The organism is Paraburkholderia sp. 32 (assembly GCF_050435345.1).
In the GTDB taxonomy this organism is placed as follows: Bacteria; Pseudomonadota; Gammaproteobacteria; order Burkholderiales; family Burkholderiaceae; genus Paraburkholderia; species Paraburkholderia tuberum.
The window spans coordinates 1,281,663-1,295,588 of the sequence record NZ_JBNDKD010000001.1; the positions used below are offsets into that span (position 1 = coordinate 1,281,663).

General features: G+C 64.9%; 12 protein-coding genes. 8 read left to right on the plus strand and 4 right to left on the minus strand.

What is annotated here, in order from left to right; translation table 11 throughout:
* Position 1: 1 nt before the first annotated feature.
* Positions 2-307 (plus strand): AtuA-related protein, encoded by a 306-nt coding sequence (locus tag OKW26_RS06105; RefSeq protein ID WP_184061648.1) that lies wholly within the window; start codon positions 2-4, stop codon positions 305-307.
* A gap of 55 nt (positions 308-362) precedes the next feature.
* Here OKW26_RS06105 and OKW26_RS06110 read toward each other — a convergent pair whose 3' ends face one another.
* The gene (locus OKW26_RS06110) at positions 363-1,073 is read right to left on the minus strand and encodes a FadR/GntR family transcriptional regulator (RefSeq protein WP_184024710.1); all 711 of its coding nucleotides are present in this window, start codon (positions 1,071-1,073) and stop codon (positions 363-365) included.
* Between the two features lie 418 nt (positions 1,074-1,491).
* Between OKW26_RS06110 and OKW26_RS06115 the strand changes: the two genes are divergently transcribed.
* Positions 1,492-2,823, plus strand: coding sequence for an MFS transporter (locus OKW26_RS06115; protein WP_184061649.1), 1,332 nt, complete (start codon positions 1,492-1,494; stop codon positions 2,821-2,823).
* A 130-nt stretch (positions 2,824-2,953) separates the two neighbouring features.
* The gene (gudD, locus tag OKW26_RS06120) at positions 2,954-4,303 is read left to right on the plus strand and encodes a glucarate dehydratase (protein ID WP_429352995.1); all 1,350 of its coding nucleotides are present in this window, start codon (positions 2,954-2,956) and stop codon (positions 4,301-4,303) included.
* 136 nt (positions 4,304-4,439) lie between these two features.
* On the opposite strand, the gene OKW26_RS06125 is transcribed toward gudD, so the two are convergent.
* Positions 4,440-5,948: an MFS transporter gene (locus OKW26_RS06125; protein ID WP_429354184.1), complete on the minus strand. Its 1,509-nt coding sequence runs from the start codon at positions 5,946-5,948 to the stop codon at positions 4,440-4,442.
* A 371-nt stretch (positions 5,949-6,319) separates the two neighbouring features.
* Here OKW26_RS06125 and OKW26_RS06130 point away from each other — a divergent pair, with 371 nt between their 5' ends.
* The 3 genes from OKW26_RS06130 to OKW26_RS06140 all read left to right on the plus strand — a co-directional run bounded on the left by OKW26_RS06130 (position 6,320) and on the right by OKW26_RS06140 (position 10,156).
* Positions 6,320-7,492, plus strand: coding sequence for a porin (locus OKW26_RS06130; RefSeq protein ID WP_429352996.1), 1,173 nt, complete (start codon positions 6,320-6,322; stop codon positions 7,490-7,492).
* Between the two features lie 324 nt (positions 7,493-7,816).
* Entirely contained in the window at positions 7,817-8,524 is a 708-nt protein-coding gene (locus OKW26_RS06135) for a dienelactone hydrolase family protein (RefSeq protein ID WP_429352997.1), read from the plus strand.
* Between the two features lie 390 nt (positions 8,525-8,914).
* Positions 8,915-10,156: a Zn-dependent hydrolase gene (locus OKW26_RS06140; protein ID WP_429354185.1), complete on the plus strand. Its 1,242-nt coding sequence runs from the start codon at positions 8,915-8,917 to the stop codon at positions 10,154-10,156.
* Between the two features lie 8 nt (positions 10,157-10,164).
* Here OKW26_RS06140 and OKW26_RS06145 read toward each other — a convergent pair whose 3' ends face one another.
* A complete protein-coding gene (locus OKW26_RS06145; protein WP_187614207.1) occupies positions 10,165-10,470 on the minus strand; it encodes a panthothenate synthetase in 306 nt (101 codons plus the stop codon).
* 134 nt (positions 10,471-10,604) lie between these two features.
* Complete coding sequence (locus tag OKW26_RS06150; protein ID WP_429352998.1) at positions 10,605-11,228, minus strand: methylated-DNA--[protein]-cysteine S-methyltransferase; 624 nt, start codon at positions 11,226-11,228, stop codon at positions 10,605-10,607.
* Between the two features lie 297 nt (positions 11,229-11,525).
* Between OKW26_RS06150 and OKW26_RS06155 the strand changes: the two genes are divergently transcribed.
* Together OKW26_RS06155 and OKW26_RS06160 are read left to right on the plus strand one after the other, a co-directional pair.
* Positions 11,526-12,920, plus strand: coding sequence for a leucine-rich repeat-containing protein kinase family protein (locus OKW26_RS06155; protein WP_429352999.1), 1,395 nt, complete (start codon positions 11,526-11,528; stop codon positions 12,918-12,920).
* Positions 12,917-13,897 carry a substrate-binding domain-containing protein gene (locus tag OKW26_RS06160; RefSeq protein ID WP_429353000.1) on the plus strand — a complete coding sequence of 327 codons (981 nt, stop codon included), beginning with the start codon at positions 12,917-12,919 and terminating at the stop codon, positions 13,895-13,897. The genes OKW26_RS06155 and OKW26_RS06160 overlap by 4 nt, the downstream gene beginning before the upstream one ends.
* Positions 13,898-13,926: the final 29 nt, after the last annotated feature.

The window sequence follows — 13,926 nt, forward strand, 5'->3', positions numbered from 1 at the left end:
GATGAAACTACGAGAACTGGCCCACTCGCGCACCGGCGACAAGGGCAATACGCTCAATATCTCGGTGATCTGCTACGACGCGCTGCATTACGAGCGGTTGCGCGATGTGCTGACGCCCGAGCGCGTCAAGACGCATCTGCGCGATGTGGTGCGCGGCGAGGTGGTGCGCCATGAGTTGCCGGGCCTTGCCGCATTCAACTTCGTGCTCGGCGACGCGCTCGGCGGCGGCGTTACGCGTTCGCTCGCGCTCGACGCGCATGGCAAATCGCTGAGCTCGGCGTTAATGGATCTCGACGTGGGGCAGTGAGGGCATTGCCGGCGGCGTGTCGTATTGCGGAGCGGCCGCTCGGCCCCGCATGTGATCACACGCCAGCCTTCGTCAGGTCATGCGCGCGGCGCAGTCGCTCGCGGCTGTTGCTCAGATGCATGCGCATCGCGGCGCGCGCGTCGTCGGCATCCTGACGCTCGATCGCGCGATAGATCATCAGATGCTCGCCGAGCACGCTGCGCAACACCTCGATATGGTCTAGCTCCGCGATCTCGGCCGAACCGAGCCGGGTGCGCGGGCTGACCGAGCGGCCGAGCTGGCTCAGCACGTCGAAGAAATAGCGGTTGCCGCTCGCGCGCGCGATCTGCAGATGGAACTCGATGTCGTGTGCGAGCGTGTCGGTGCTGCCGCGCTCGAGCTCCGACTCGAATCGATCGAGCGCAGTGCGGATCTGCTTCAGGTTCTGCTCGGTGCGCCGCGATGCCGCGAGCGCGGCCGCGGCCGCTTCGACGTCGATCCGGAACTCGATGATCGCCATCACGTCGAGCATGCTGGTGAGATCGGCGGCGGGAAGCTGCATCGGCTTTTCGGCGGCGGGCGCGAGCACGAACGTGCCAATGCCATGGCGCGTCTCGACGATCCTCTCTGCCTGCAGACGCGAAATCGCCTCGCGGACCACGGAGCGGCTCACGGACAGCTGCTTCATCATCGCGACTTCGGTGGGGATGCGGTCGCCTGGCCTCAGCGCCCCGCGGCGAATCTCATCGGAAAGGGTGGCCACCACCTTTTCAGTTAGGCTGCTCATTTTTGTGGCTGGTTGACTGATCCTGCAAAGTATCGCACAGGACTGTACTCGATTCTGCCGCGTTCGGCGGCATCGGCGCGGGCTATTTTTTGCGTGCGGATGCGCGGTTGGGGGCGGGGATGAGGCGGACATTTGCGCAAACGCATGGGCTGCAGACGACAGTCTGTCAATTGGAGACATCAGACGTCCTAGTTCGAGGCGGATGCCGGGTTAGTCAACAGGGCTATGAACCTTTGAATCTGCCGTCATTTCAAGGCGCTCACTTTGGAACCACAGGGTAAACACCCCGCTGGATTTGACAAAAGTAACGCGGTAGACTGTCGTCAGACAACATATCGGGCGTAGAGCAGGGTCTTGCACCCACCGGGTGCGCCGCGCTGCGTTCCACCAGGCCTTGTGGCCGACAAGGAGACACAACTTGACATCAGTTCTGACCACCGCGCTCGACCCGCTGGAATCGGCGGTCGCGAAGGTGAAGCGCAACGTGTTGCCGCTTTTCCTGATCATGTTCATCGCGAACTATATCGACCGCGTGAACATCGGCTTCGTCAACGCGCACATGAAGGCCGATCTCGGCATCGGCGCGGCCGCCTACGGGCTCGGCAGCGGGCTGTTCTTCATCGGCTACGCGCTGTTCGAAGTGCCGTCGAACGTGCTGATGCAGAAGTTCGGCGCGCGCGCCTGGCTCACGCGCATCATGGGCACGTGGGGGCTGGTGGCGGGCGCAATGGCGTTCGTCTGGAACGACACGTCGTTTTACGTGCTGCGGTTCCTGCTCGGCGTCGCCGAGGCGGGCTTCTTTCCCGGCGTCGTCTTTTACTTCACGCAGTGGCTGCCGCAAAAGGAACGCGGCAAGGCGATGGCGATCTTTCTGTCGGGCTCGGCGCTCGCGTCGGTGCTGTCCGGTCCCATCACCGGCTCGCTGCTGTCGATTCGCGGCCTCGGCCTGCAAGGCTGGCAGTGGATGTTCCTGATCGAAGGCGCGTTCTCGATCGCGCTGTGCGTCGTCAGCTGGTTGCTGTTGAAGTCGCGCATCCGCGACGCGCATTGGCTCACGGCCGAAGAACAGCGTGTGCTCGAACAATCGATCGCGGCCGAACAGGGCGAGCGCGAAGCGCAAGGCGGCGCGCATCTGCCGACGGTGAAGCTGCTGAAGGACCCGCAAATCGCGCTGTTCTGCTTCCTGTACTTCGCGATCCAGCTGACCATCTACGCGGCCACTTTCTGGCTGCCGACCATCATCCGCAAGATGGGCGGCCTTTCCGACTTCGAGGTCGGCATGTTCAACGCGATTCCGTGGCTGATCTCGATGGTCGCGATGTACGGCTTCGCGGTCGTATCGGCGAAATGGCGTCATCAGCAGGGCTGGCTCGCGGTCGCGCTCGTCATCGCGGCGGTCGGTCTGTTCGCGTCGACGTCGGGCAACCCGGTGTTCTCGTTCGTCGCAATCTGCTTCTCGGCGATCGGCTTCAAGGCGGCGTCGTCGCTGTTCTGGCCGATTCCGCAGGGCTACCTCGATGCGCGCGTCGCCGCCGGCGTGCTCGCGCTGATCAATTCGCTCGGCAACCTCGGCGGCTTCTTCGCGCCGGCCACCTTCGGCTATCTGCAGCAACACACGGGCTCGATCACGGGCGGGTTGTACGGTCTCGGCGTCGCGTCGCTGCTCGCGGCGGCGGCCGGCTTCCTGACGCGCAACAAGCCCGGCAATCGCGAGCCGTTGCCCGATTCGTTGCGCGGCAACACGCATTGACTACACTGACGGCTCGCGTGCGGCCGTCGATTTTTCTGTATTCGAGTTCTCATCCGGTCCGGTCGAACACGCACGCAGCGCGCGGCGGCTTCCGCCGGCCGGCCTACTTCATCACACAGGTGCTTTTCCCATGTCCACCAAACCTACCGAATCGAACGCCACGCCGGTCGTCACCGAACTGCGCGTCGTGCCCGTCGCCGGTCGCGACAGCATGCTGATGAATCTGAGCGGCGCGCATGGTCCGTTCTTCACGCGCAACATCGTGATTCTGCGCGACAGCGCGGGCCATACCGGCGTGGGCGAAGTGCCGGGCGGCGAGAACATCCGCAAGACGATCGACGACGCGCGGCCGTTCGTGGTCGGTCAGTCGATCGGCAATCTGCAGGCGATTCTGAACAAGGTGCGCACGCAGTTCGCCGATCGCGACGCTGGGGGGCGTGGCCTGCAGACCTTCGACCTGCGCACGACAATTCACGCGGTGACCGCGCTCGAAGCCGCGCTGCTCGACCTGCTCGGGCAGCATCTCGGCGTGCCGGTCGCGGCACTGCTCGGCGAAGGCCAGCAGCGCGACGAAGTGGAAATGCTCGGCTACCTGTTCTATATCGGCGATCGCAACAAGACCGATCTGCCGTACGCGAACAACGCCGGCGCGCGTGACGACTGGGAGCGCGTGCGCACCGAGGAAGCGCTGACGCCGGAGACGGTCGTGCGTCTTGCCGAGGCCGCGAAGGCGCGCTATGGCTTCAACGACTTCAAGCTGAAGGGCGGCGTGCTGCCAGGCGACGCCGAGATCGAAGCGGTCACGGCACTCGCCGAGCGCTTCCCCGAAGCGCGCGTGACGCTCGACCCGAACGGCGCATGGTCGCTCGCGGAAGCGGTGCGCTTGTGCCGTGACAAGCACGATGTTCTCGCCTACGCGGAAGATCCATGCGGCGCGGAGAACGGCTATTCGGGCCGCGAAGTGATGGCCGAGTTCCGTCGCGCAACCGGCCTGCCGACGGCGACCAACATGATCGCGACCGACTGGCGTCAGATGGGTCACGCCATCCAGCTGCAATCGGTCGATATTCCGCTCGCCGATCCGCATTTCTGGACCATGCAGGGCTCGGTGCGCGTCGCGCAGATGTGCAACGACTGGGGCCTCACGTGGGGTTCGCATTCGAACAACCACTTCGACATTTCGCTCGCGATGTTCACGCACGTCGCGGCCGCGGCGCCGGGCAAGATCACCGCGATCGATACGCACTGGATCTGGCAGGATGGTCAGTTCCTGACGCAAGATCCGCTGCAGATCGTCGGCGGGAAGGTCAAGGTGCCGCGGAAGCCGGGGCTCGGCATCGAACTCGATACGGATGCGCTCGAGAAGGCGCACGCGATGTATCAGCAGCACGGCCTCGGCGCGCGCGACGACGGCATTGCCATGCAATATCTGATTCCGAACTGGAAGTTCGACAACAAGCGGCCGTGTCTCGTGCGTTAAGGACGATTTAACTCAATCAAAAAGCCTGGCGGGCCGCACGAAAGATGCGGTTCACCAGGCTTTTTTGTTTCCTTTTGCATTGCACGGTGCGAGATAGCCGCACCGCGGATGTCGGCGGCCATCATCGGGCCACTTGTCAGCTCTTGCGAAACACCACATGCGAAATCCGCTGCACCAGCAGCGCGGCCGCGAGCGATGCCACCGCCGTCAGCCACACACCGATATGAATCGACTGTACGAGCGCGTCGCGTGCGCTATCGATCAGCGCGAGCGTATCGAGTCCCGACTTCTTCATATCCGCAATCAGCTGTGTGCGCGACGCGTCGTCGATCAGGATGCGCAGATCGACGAAACGCGGCCGCCATTGCGATGAGGCCGGCTCTCCGAGCACGCTCATCGTGCGCGTGACGACGTTGCGATAGTGATGCTGCACGACAGTCGCGACGATGCTGGTGCCGAGCATGCCGCCGACCATGCGCGTCGATTGCAATAGCGCGGTCGTGATGCCGAAGCGCTCGCGTCCGGCGATCTCCTGGCCGAACACGTTCAGGTTGTTCAGGATGAAGCCGAGGCCGATGCCGACCGCGCCCATCGGCAGCACGATGCGCCAGTGCGGCGTGTTCGGATTGGCGAACGCGAGCGCGATCGACGCGAACATCAGCAGCGCGAAACCGATCGTCAGAATGCGCGTGGGCTTCTTCATGTGAATCACGATGCGCGTGTTCACCACACTACCGAGCGCGATGCACGCGGCGATCGGCGTCGCTAGCAGGCCGGCCTGCTGCGGCGAAAGACCGAAGCCGCCTTGCAGCAGCAAAGGCGCGAAGAAGATCAGCGAGAACATCACGAACCCGGACAGCATGCCGAGCGTGAATAGCGTGACGAGCTGCGCGTCCTTGAACAGATCGAGCGGAACGATCGGATGCGTGGCGCGCTTTTCGCACCTGAAGAGTGCAATCGCGCCGGCGATCACGCACGCGCCGAGCACGAGATTGCCCACGGTGAGGCCGTGCTTCGGCACCGCTTCGATAAACGCCTGCAAGCCGCCGAGCACGCCCGCGACGAGCCCCGCGCCGAGCCAGTCGATCTTTACTTCGCCGTCATGCGGCCGCCGGAAATTCGGCAGATGCATCCAGATGAAATAGAGCGCCGCCGCGCCAACCGGCAGATTGACGAGAAACGTCGAGCGCCAGCCGAGGTGCTCGCTCATCCAGCCGCCGAGCGACGGGCCGGCCGCCGTGCCGATGCCGTAGGCCGCGGCCAGCACGACCTGCCAGCGCACGCGGGTGCGCGGGTCGGGGAACAGATCGGGAATCGACGCGAACGCGGTGCCGACCATCATGCCGCCGCCAACGCCTTGCAGTCCGCGCGCGATCGCGAGAAACAGCATGCTGTTGGCGAGGCCGCACAACACGGACGCGACCGTAAACGTGATCACCGCGGCGATCACGAAGCGCTTGCGGCCGAAGTAGTCGCCGAGCCGCCCGAACACCGGCACCGTGACGACCGAGGCAAGCAGGTACGCGCTTGCGATCCACGCAAAATATTCGAAGCCGTGCAGCTCGGCGACGATCGACGGCAGCGCGGTGCTGACGACGGTCTGGTCGAGCGCGACCAGCATGTTGACGAGGCCGATGCCGAGCATCGCGTAAAGCGCGTGACGAAACGGCAGGGCGGGGGCGGCGGCGGCGGAACTGGCGGGGGCGGTGGAATTCACGGATCGGGCAGAAGGCGGTTCGGGGTGGACGCTGCACGGCGGATCGCGGTCAGGCTGCCGGCGATTGTACGCAGGTTGTCTGACGTCTTGAGGATTATACGGGTTTCCCCTGGTCAAAAGAATTCGTCGCGCGAAAAACCACACGGCGCGGGAAAAAGGTGGTGCCCCCCGGGCACGGCGTCGCACACGGGCCGCGGCGACTCCTGCATCGCCGTCCTCCAGTCGCGGACGCTGGCGCGCGCTTGCATCGTAGGGATGTGCGCGAGCGTACTGGACGGTGCGCACGGGTTCGCCCGAACGTGGTAAGTTCGCTCGCGGAATATCCGATCGATGTGTTCGAGGAGGAACTCATCCTGCGTCACGCCATGGCTTGCCTGCTGAACACAGTCCGCGAAGCCTTGACGATCAGCGTCGGCGCGAGAGCGGCTTGGGGAGGTGGCGCGCTTCTGCTCTATGCGCACGGCGCAGCCGCCGTCACCGACATCGATACCGGCACCGGCGCCGCCTCAGGAATCGACACCGGCTTGGTCTCGCTGTATGGCGTGATCGATACGAGCGTCGAAATCACCGACCCCGGTTCGGGCTGGGTCGCGCGCATGGACTCCGGCGCGTATCGCGGCTCTCGGGTCGGGCTGCATGGCGCGCAGCCGCTCGGGGGCGGCAACGCGATCGTGTTCACGCTCGAAAACGGCTTCAGCTCGACCGACGGCAGCTTGCAGGTGCCCGGCTCGATCTTCAATCGTCAGGCATGGATCGGCGCGAGCGGCAGCTGGGGCGAACTGCGCGTCGGCCGTCAGTATTCGCCGATCTATATCCCGTTCAAGGGCGATCTCGACGCGTTCGGCGCCGGCACGATCGCCTCGGGGCTCAACAATCTGTCGAAGATCACGCCGTATGCGAACAACGCGGTTGCGTATCTGTCGCCGCGCATCGCCGGCTTCAGTGCGACGCTAATGATGGCGATGCGCGATCCGTCCGAGGCCGACGGCAACGGCATCGACGGTTATTACGTGAGCGCGTCGTATCGGCTCGACCACCTGCATCTGCTGTACGCGCGCCAGCAGACGCACGGTGCCGGCGCGCTGCGCGCGAACCTCGGCGGCGCGAACTACGCCTTCGGCAAGCTGCGCGTATGGCTGTCCTTTTTCAACGGCGATGGCGGCACACCGGTCTATCACGGTGCGGGCGGCTCGCTGTCGGCGCAGTACAGTTTTTCGACCAATGCGCGTGCCTCGCTCGGCTATGCGCACGTGCGCGACTACACGACGCCTGGCGGCAGCGCGGACCAGTTCAGCGCGGCATTCGAATACAGCATGTCGCCGACGCTGCTGCTGTATTTCAGCGCCGCCTATCTCGCGAATCACGACGACTCGCGCTTCACGCTGCGCGGCGTCAACGTGACCGGGCTGCCCGTTGCCTATCCGGGCGCGCCGGTCGCGGGCGTCCAATTCGGTGTGATAGAGCGGTTCTAGCGCGCATCGCAATACGTCTAGCTTTCAGTCGAGTCATTCACCCAATGGATAAAAGCGCTTGAATGCGTGCGCGAAATCACATGTCGCGCGGGCCTGATTTCTGCGTCGCGTTTTACGCCAGCTTTCAACACGAAACGGCTGAGGGCGTGTTTCGCGTCGACGAATCAATTAACGAATTTTTGCTTATGTTGATCCTCATATTGTTCAATTCACATAACGCGCAGATTCCGGGGGATCACGCTCGCGCGTTGGCACGATTCCGATTGAACAGAAAACGGGGTAGCGGCGCTATGCTAGCGGTTTCGTCTACTCGAGGAGCGACCGATGACCCAACACGCAGGTTCGATGATCACGTTCAACCGTCCCGACGGCAAGCAGCTACAGGGCTATCTCGCGAAGCCTGAAAAAGCCGCGGGCGCGCCCGCGGTCGTCGTGATCCAGGAATGGTGGGGCTTGAACGACCAGATTCGCGGCGTCGCCGATCGCCTCGCGAAAGCCGGCTACTTCGCGCTGGTGCCCGATCTGTATCGCGGCAAGTCGACGGTCGAAGAGGATGAGGCGCACCACTTGATGAGCGGCCTCGATTTCGGCGATGCCGCAACGCAGGACGTGCGCGGCGCGGTCCAGTATCTGCAGCAGCACGCGGCGAAGGTTGGCTTGACCGGCTATTGCATGGGCGGCGCGCTGACGTTCCTCGCGCTGTGCAACGTGCCTGAAGTGGCGGCCGGCGTCGTCTGGTATGGCTTCCCGCCGCTCGACTATATCGACGCGTCGAAGATCAAGGTTCCGGTGATGGGCCACTGGGGTCTGCAGGACGAGTTCTTCGCCGCCGACACCGTCGACGCGCTCGAAAAGAAACTCACCGACGCGAAAGTCGACGTCGAGTTTCATCGCTATCTGGCGCGTCACGCATTCGCGAACGAAACGGCGGTCGGGTCGGGCCGCATCGCGAGGACGCAATACGACCCGGTCTGGGCGCAACAGGCGTGGGATCGTACGTTGACGTTCTTTGGCCGCACGCTGTGGAAATGAGTTGGTGAATGGCGGAAGCGGACGGCTCGTCCGCTTCGTGAGAGTGCCCGCGGTCTTGGCGCTTTCTTGATACGGCCGTCCGAACTGTGCCGGACGCTGCCCACGATGGACGCGTCCGCGGCTCAGGAAGCGCCCCACATCTGCGCGCTGTTGATGGCGGCGGCGTTCGGCAAGGAAACAGGCTTGACCGGCAGTGCGCGGGTGGTGGCACGCACCGCGATGTTCACGGCAGCGCGCCGCTATATCGACGCAAATCTCGGCCAACCTGATCTGACGGTCGACAGCGTGCTGGCCATGTCGCGAGCTGTCGCGGCCCACGCTGTATCGATTGTTCGAGCCGGAGGGTGGGCTTCATGCGTATATCCGCAATCAATTCATGGAGATGACAACGTGGTGAAGATCGATCCTGACCGACTGATGGCCGACCTCAAACGGCTGCGCGGTTTCGGCGCGACCGGTCCCGGCGTGGTCCGGCTCGCGCTGTCGCCGGTCGATCTGGCGGCGCGCGAATGGCTGGTCGGCCGGATGACGGAGGCGGGGCTCGACGCCCGCATCGACGGTGTGGGCACCGTGTTCGGACGCTCGCGCAATAGCGGGCCCGCGCTCGTGATCGGCTCGCATACCGACACGCAGCCGACCGGCGGCTGGCTCGATGGCGCAATGGGCGTGATGTACGGGCTCGAAATCGCCCGCGCGCTAGCGGAGCATGACGCGACGCGGCACCTCGCCGTCGACGTCGCGTCGTGGATCGACGAGGAGGGCACGTTCTCGGGCCTGCTCGGCAGCCGCAGCTTCGTCGGCGAGGTGGTCGACGATTCGATTCGCGGCGCGACGAATCGGCAGGGCGAACGCGTCGCCGACGTACTCGAGGCCGCTGGACTGGCGGGCCGGCCGCGTGCGCGTTTCGAGGCAGGGCGCCAGGTCGCGTATCTGGAGCCGCATATCGAGCAGGGCGGACGTCTCGAAGCGATCGGCAAAGCGATCGGCGTCGTCACGACGATCGTCGGGCTGCGCGAATCGCGGCTGCGCTTCACGGGTCAGCGCAATCACGCGGGCACGACGCCAATGGCGATCCGCCGCGACGCGGGCGCGGCGCTCGTCGCGTTCATCGCGCGGATGAACGACGCGTTCGGGCAGCTGGCGGACGCGGATACCGTCTGGACCGTGGGCCGCATCGATCTCGATCCGGGCTCGATGAGCGTCGTGCCCGGCGCGGCCGACATGTACCTGCAATTCCGCGATGCGAACCCGGCACGGCTTCAGGCCATGGAACGCGCGCTCGCGGAACTGGTGCGCGATTTCAACGCGCACGACGCGGTGAGCGTCGAATTGCAGACGCTCGACGAGCCGATCGAACCCGTCAGCATGGACGCCACGCTCGCGGAGCACATCGCGCGAGCCGCCGAAGCACTCGCGCCGGGCCAGTGGCTGCGCATGCCGAGCGGCGCCGCGCACGACGCGCAGGTGATCGCGCGTTGCATGCCGGCGTGCATGATGTTCGTGCCGAGCATCGGCGGCGTGAGTCACGACTTTATCGAGGACACGGCCGAGGCACATATCGTGCTCGGCTGCCAGGTCGCGGCGACGGCCGCGGCTTCGATACTGCTGCAGCTATCCGCCAGGCATTCCTGAGGGCCGCGCTACTTCCACTTGTCGCCGAGCGCGTCGAGCCCGGCTTTCATCAGATCCTCGGGCAGCATCGCGATGCGCAGCTCGCAGTCGGCGTCGAGCGTCAGGAACCACGGTTCGGCAAGCGCGGGGATCGCCGATGCATCGGCGACCTCGACGACCGCCACCGCGCCGCGTTTGCCCTGCTGCTCGGTGAAGTAGATGGCTTCTGGTTTCATGTCATCGAGGATCTTTCTCATCAGGTCGCCGATTCGGCCTTCGCGCACGAGTGTGCTGAACGGTTCGTTCGGTATTTGTATGTTGAGAAGCATGCGCATGTCATCCTCCTGTTCGATGCCCCAAAGGGCATCTTAAGGATAGGTGTTGCATGCGCGGGCGATGGTGCTGATCGCGGACGAAGCATCGGCGATTACGGCCGGTGGGTGGCGCATCGTGCCGGGTGTGCGCTGCTTTAGCTACCGAACAGCGAACCCTGCGTTCCCCGGCTCGGCTGACGATGCGCCGGTTTCGCGGGCGCATCGTCCTTGACAGCTTGCGCCGCTCCCCGGTCAGGCGCCTGCCTTTGCGCGTGGTCCGCCGCTGCTTCGAGCGAGGTCTGCCCCGCCTCCAGCGAAAGCAGCAGCATCTTGTTGGCGAGGCCGCCGGCGAATCCCGTCAGCTCGCCCGACGCGCCGATCACGCGATGACACGGCGCGACGATCGAGATCGGATTCCGGCCGTTTGCCGCGCCCACCGCGCGTACCGCATTGAGTTTGCCGATCTGCTGCGCGATCTCCGAGTAGCTGCGTGTCTGGCCGAACGGGATGGTCAGCAGCGCGCGCCAGACCTGCTTCTGGAACTCGGTGCCGTGAAACTCGAGCGGCAGATCGAAGGCCTGGCGCGTGCCCGCGAAGTACTCGTGCAATTGCCGCGCGGTCTCCACGAGCACCGCTAGCTCGTTCGCTTCGCTCATCTCGCCGAGTCGCACGCGGTCAGGCTTGTCGTGCTCCCACAAAATCGCGGCGAGGCATTCGCCTTTCGCCACCAGCTTCAACTGACCGACCGGCGAATCGATCAACTTGTATGCGTACGTCACTTTCTCAGGCTCCTGACAGGGTGGCGGCGCAAGGACTTGCGAGGCGGCGTTTCGACTACCGGACGCGCAAAACTGCATGAAGGCTGCGCCGTTATCCGATAGTGTGTCGCTTGCGTGGCCCGAACGCGCTCCAGATATTGCTGTCTCATTCGCATTCGACATGGCCGCGACGGCCGTGACCCCCGCGACGCTCGCATCACTGTACCGCAGAGGACCCCAGATGACCTTCGACTCAGTAAAATCGACAGCTTCGGTACGACGCGCTGCGGGCGCTACCCGATCTTCTTTCCCACGACTGTGACCACGACTCTAGAACAACTGCGGGCCGGGCGACTGGCGGGTGCGCGCGAACTCAAACTCGCGTGCGGCCTGAGCGAATTTCCGCGCGAGATTTTCGATCTCGCCGATACGCTCGAAGTGCTCGACCTGTCGAACAACGCATTGACGACGCTGCCGGACGATCTGCCGCGTCTGCGCAAACTGCGCATCCTGTTCGCGTCCAACAACCCGTTCACCGAATTGCCCGGCGTGCTCGGCGAATGCGCGCAACTGAGCATGATCGGCTTCAAGTCGAATCGCATCCGCGAGGTGCCGGCGCGCGCGCTGCCGCCGCTGCTGCGTTGGCTGATTCTGACCGACAACGATCTCGAACGCTTGCCCGCGGAGCTCGGCCGCTGCACGCAACTGCAGAAGCTGATGCTTGCCGGCAACCGGCTGCGCGCGCTGCCCGAGGAGTTGGCCGCATGCAAGCGGCTCGAATTGCTGCGGCTCGCGGCGAATCGTTTCGATGCATTGCCGCGTTGGTTGCTGCGTCTGCCGCGGCTTGCGTGGCTCGCGTATGCGGGCAATCCGTTCAGCGCGGCGCTCGAACAGGCGGCGCTCATCGACACACCGATCAGCGGCATTCGTTGGGATGCGTTGCAGCTCGAACGGCCGTTGGGCGAGGGCGCATCGGGCGTCATCTATCGCGCGGCGCTGCACGCGGACAACGAGCCCGCGCCGCGTGCGGTCGCCGTCAAGCTGTTCAAGGGCGCGGTGACGAGCGACGGTTTGCCCGACTGCGAGATGGCTGCTTGCATTCGCGGCGGCGAACATGCGAACCTGATCCCCGTGCTCGGCAAGGTGATCGGGCATCCGTCGGATACGCATGGCCTCGTGATGGGATTGATCGATACGCGCTTCGCCAATCTCGCCGGTCCGCCGAGCCTCGCATCGTGTACGCGCGACATCTATCGCGACGACGCGCGCTTCGACCTTGCGACGGTGCTCGGTATCGCGAGCGGCATCGCCAAGGTCGCGAGTCATCTGCATCGGGGCGGCGTGATGCATGGCGATCTGTACGCGCACAATATCCTGCACGGCGGCGCGGGGGGCGCGCTGCTCGGCGATTTCGGGGCGGCGTCGTTTTTTGACGCCGGCGATCGCGAGCTCGCTATCGCGTTGCAGCGGCTCGAAGTGAGGGCGTACGGCTGTCTGCTCGAAGAACTGCTCGAGCGTTGCGACGTATCCGGTGGACTCGACGCGCAACTCGCCGCCTTGAAGACGCGTTGTCTGAGCGAAGATATCGACAGCCGGCCGCTCTTCGATGAAATTGTCGCCAGCGTCGCGTCGTTCGATCGGCCCGTCCGCAACCGGCACGTCCGCAACCGGCACGTCCGCAACCGGCACCTCCGCGAAGGAGTCAAGCCATGACGCAGAACATGCGCCGCCGCGTGCTGCTCGCGGGCGCGCTGGCCGCAACCGGTCTCACTGGCATCGCGCTGTTCGCGGACGATGCCGGCGCCGAAGTGCTGCCCGGAACGAAGCCGAAGATCGCGCTCGTACTCAAATCGATGTCTGACCCGTTCACGGTCGCGATGGTCGACGCTGCGCGCAATTACCATGACCACTTCTCGTCGCAATTCAGCCTGACGATTCGCGGCACGGCCAAACAGACCGACACCGCCGCGCAGATCCGCATGGTCGAGGAGGCGATCAGGGCGAAGGTGAACGCGATCGTGATCGCGCCGACCGACTCGAAGGCGCTGGTCCCGGTGATCGCGCGCGCGATCAAGGCCGGCATCATCACGATCACGATCGACAACCCGCTCGACGATGCGGCGCAAGCGGCCGCCGGCATCTCGGTGCCGTTCGTCGGGCCGAACAATCGCAACGGCGCGAAGCAGGTCGGCCAATATCTGGCCGCGCGGCTGAAGCCCGGCGATCAGGTTGGCATCATCGAAGGCATTTCGGTGAGCAGCAATGCGCAGCAGCGCACGGCCGGCAGCCGCGATGCGATGGATGCCGCGGGCGTGCAGGTCGTCGCGGTCGAGTCGGGTGACTGGGAGTACGGCAAGGCCCGCGACGTGGCCGCGAAAATGCTGGCCGAGCATCCGCAGTTGCGCGCGCTGTTATGCGGCAACGACAACATGGCGATGGGCGCGGTCGACGCGATTCGCGACGCGGGTCGCGGCGGCGGCGTCTATGTCACCGGCTACGACGCGATCGATGCGATCAAGCCGCTACTCGCCGACGGCCGCGTGCTCGCGACGATGAACCAGTTCGCCGGCCGCCAGACCGTGTTCGGCATCGACTTCGCGTTGAAGGCGGTGACCGAGCGGCGCAAGCAGCGCGAGTTGTCGAAGGTGATCGAGACGCCGCTGCAACTGGTGACGGGCTCGAAGCGTTGAGGCGGCGCGCGACGCGGCAGCGATTTTTT

Excerpts from the sequence above, each read along its gene's own strand:
- OKW26_RS06105 (WP_184061648.1), top strand. The coding sequence starts at position 2 with ATGAAACTACGAGAACTGGCCCACTCGCGCACCGGCGACAAGGGCAAT.
- OKW26_RS06110 (WP_184024710.1), bottom strand. The coding sequence starts at position 1,073 with ATGAGCAGCCTAACTGAAAAGGTGGTGGCCACCCTTTCCGATGAGATT.
- gudD (WP_429352995.1), top strand. The coding sequence starts at position 2,954 with ATGTCCACCAAACCTACCGAATCGAACGCCACGCCGGTCGTCACCGAA.
- OKW26_RS06125 (WP_429354184.1), bottom strand. The coding sequence starts at position 5,948 with ATGCTCGGCATCGGCCTCGTCAACATGCTGGTCGCGCTCGACCAGACC.
- OKW26_RS06135 (WP_429352997.1), top strand. The coding sequence starts at position 7,817 with ATGACCCAACACGCAGGTTCGATGATCACGTTCAACCGTCCCGACGGC.
- OKW26_RS06145 (WP_187614207.1), bottom strand. The coding sequence starts at position 10,470 with ATGCGCATGCTTCTCAACATACAAATACCGAACGAACCGTTCAGCACA.
- OKW26_RS06160 (WP_429353000.1), top strand. The coding sequence starts at position 12,917 with ATGACGCAGAACATGCGCCGCCGCGTGCTGCTCGCGGGCGCGCTGGCC.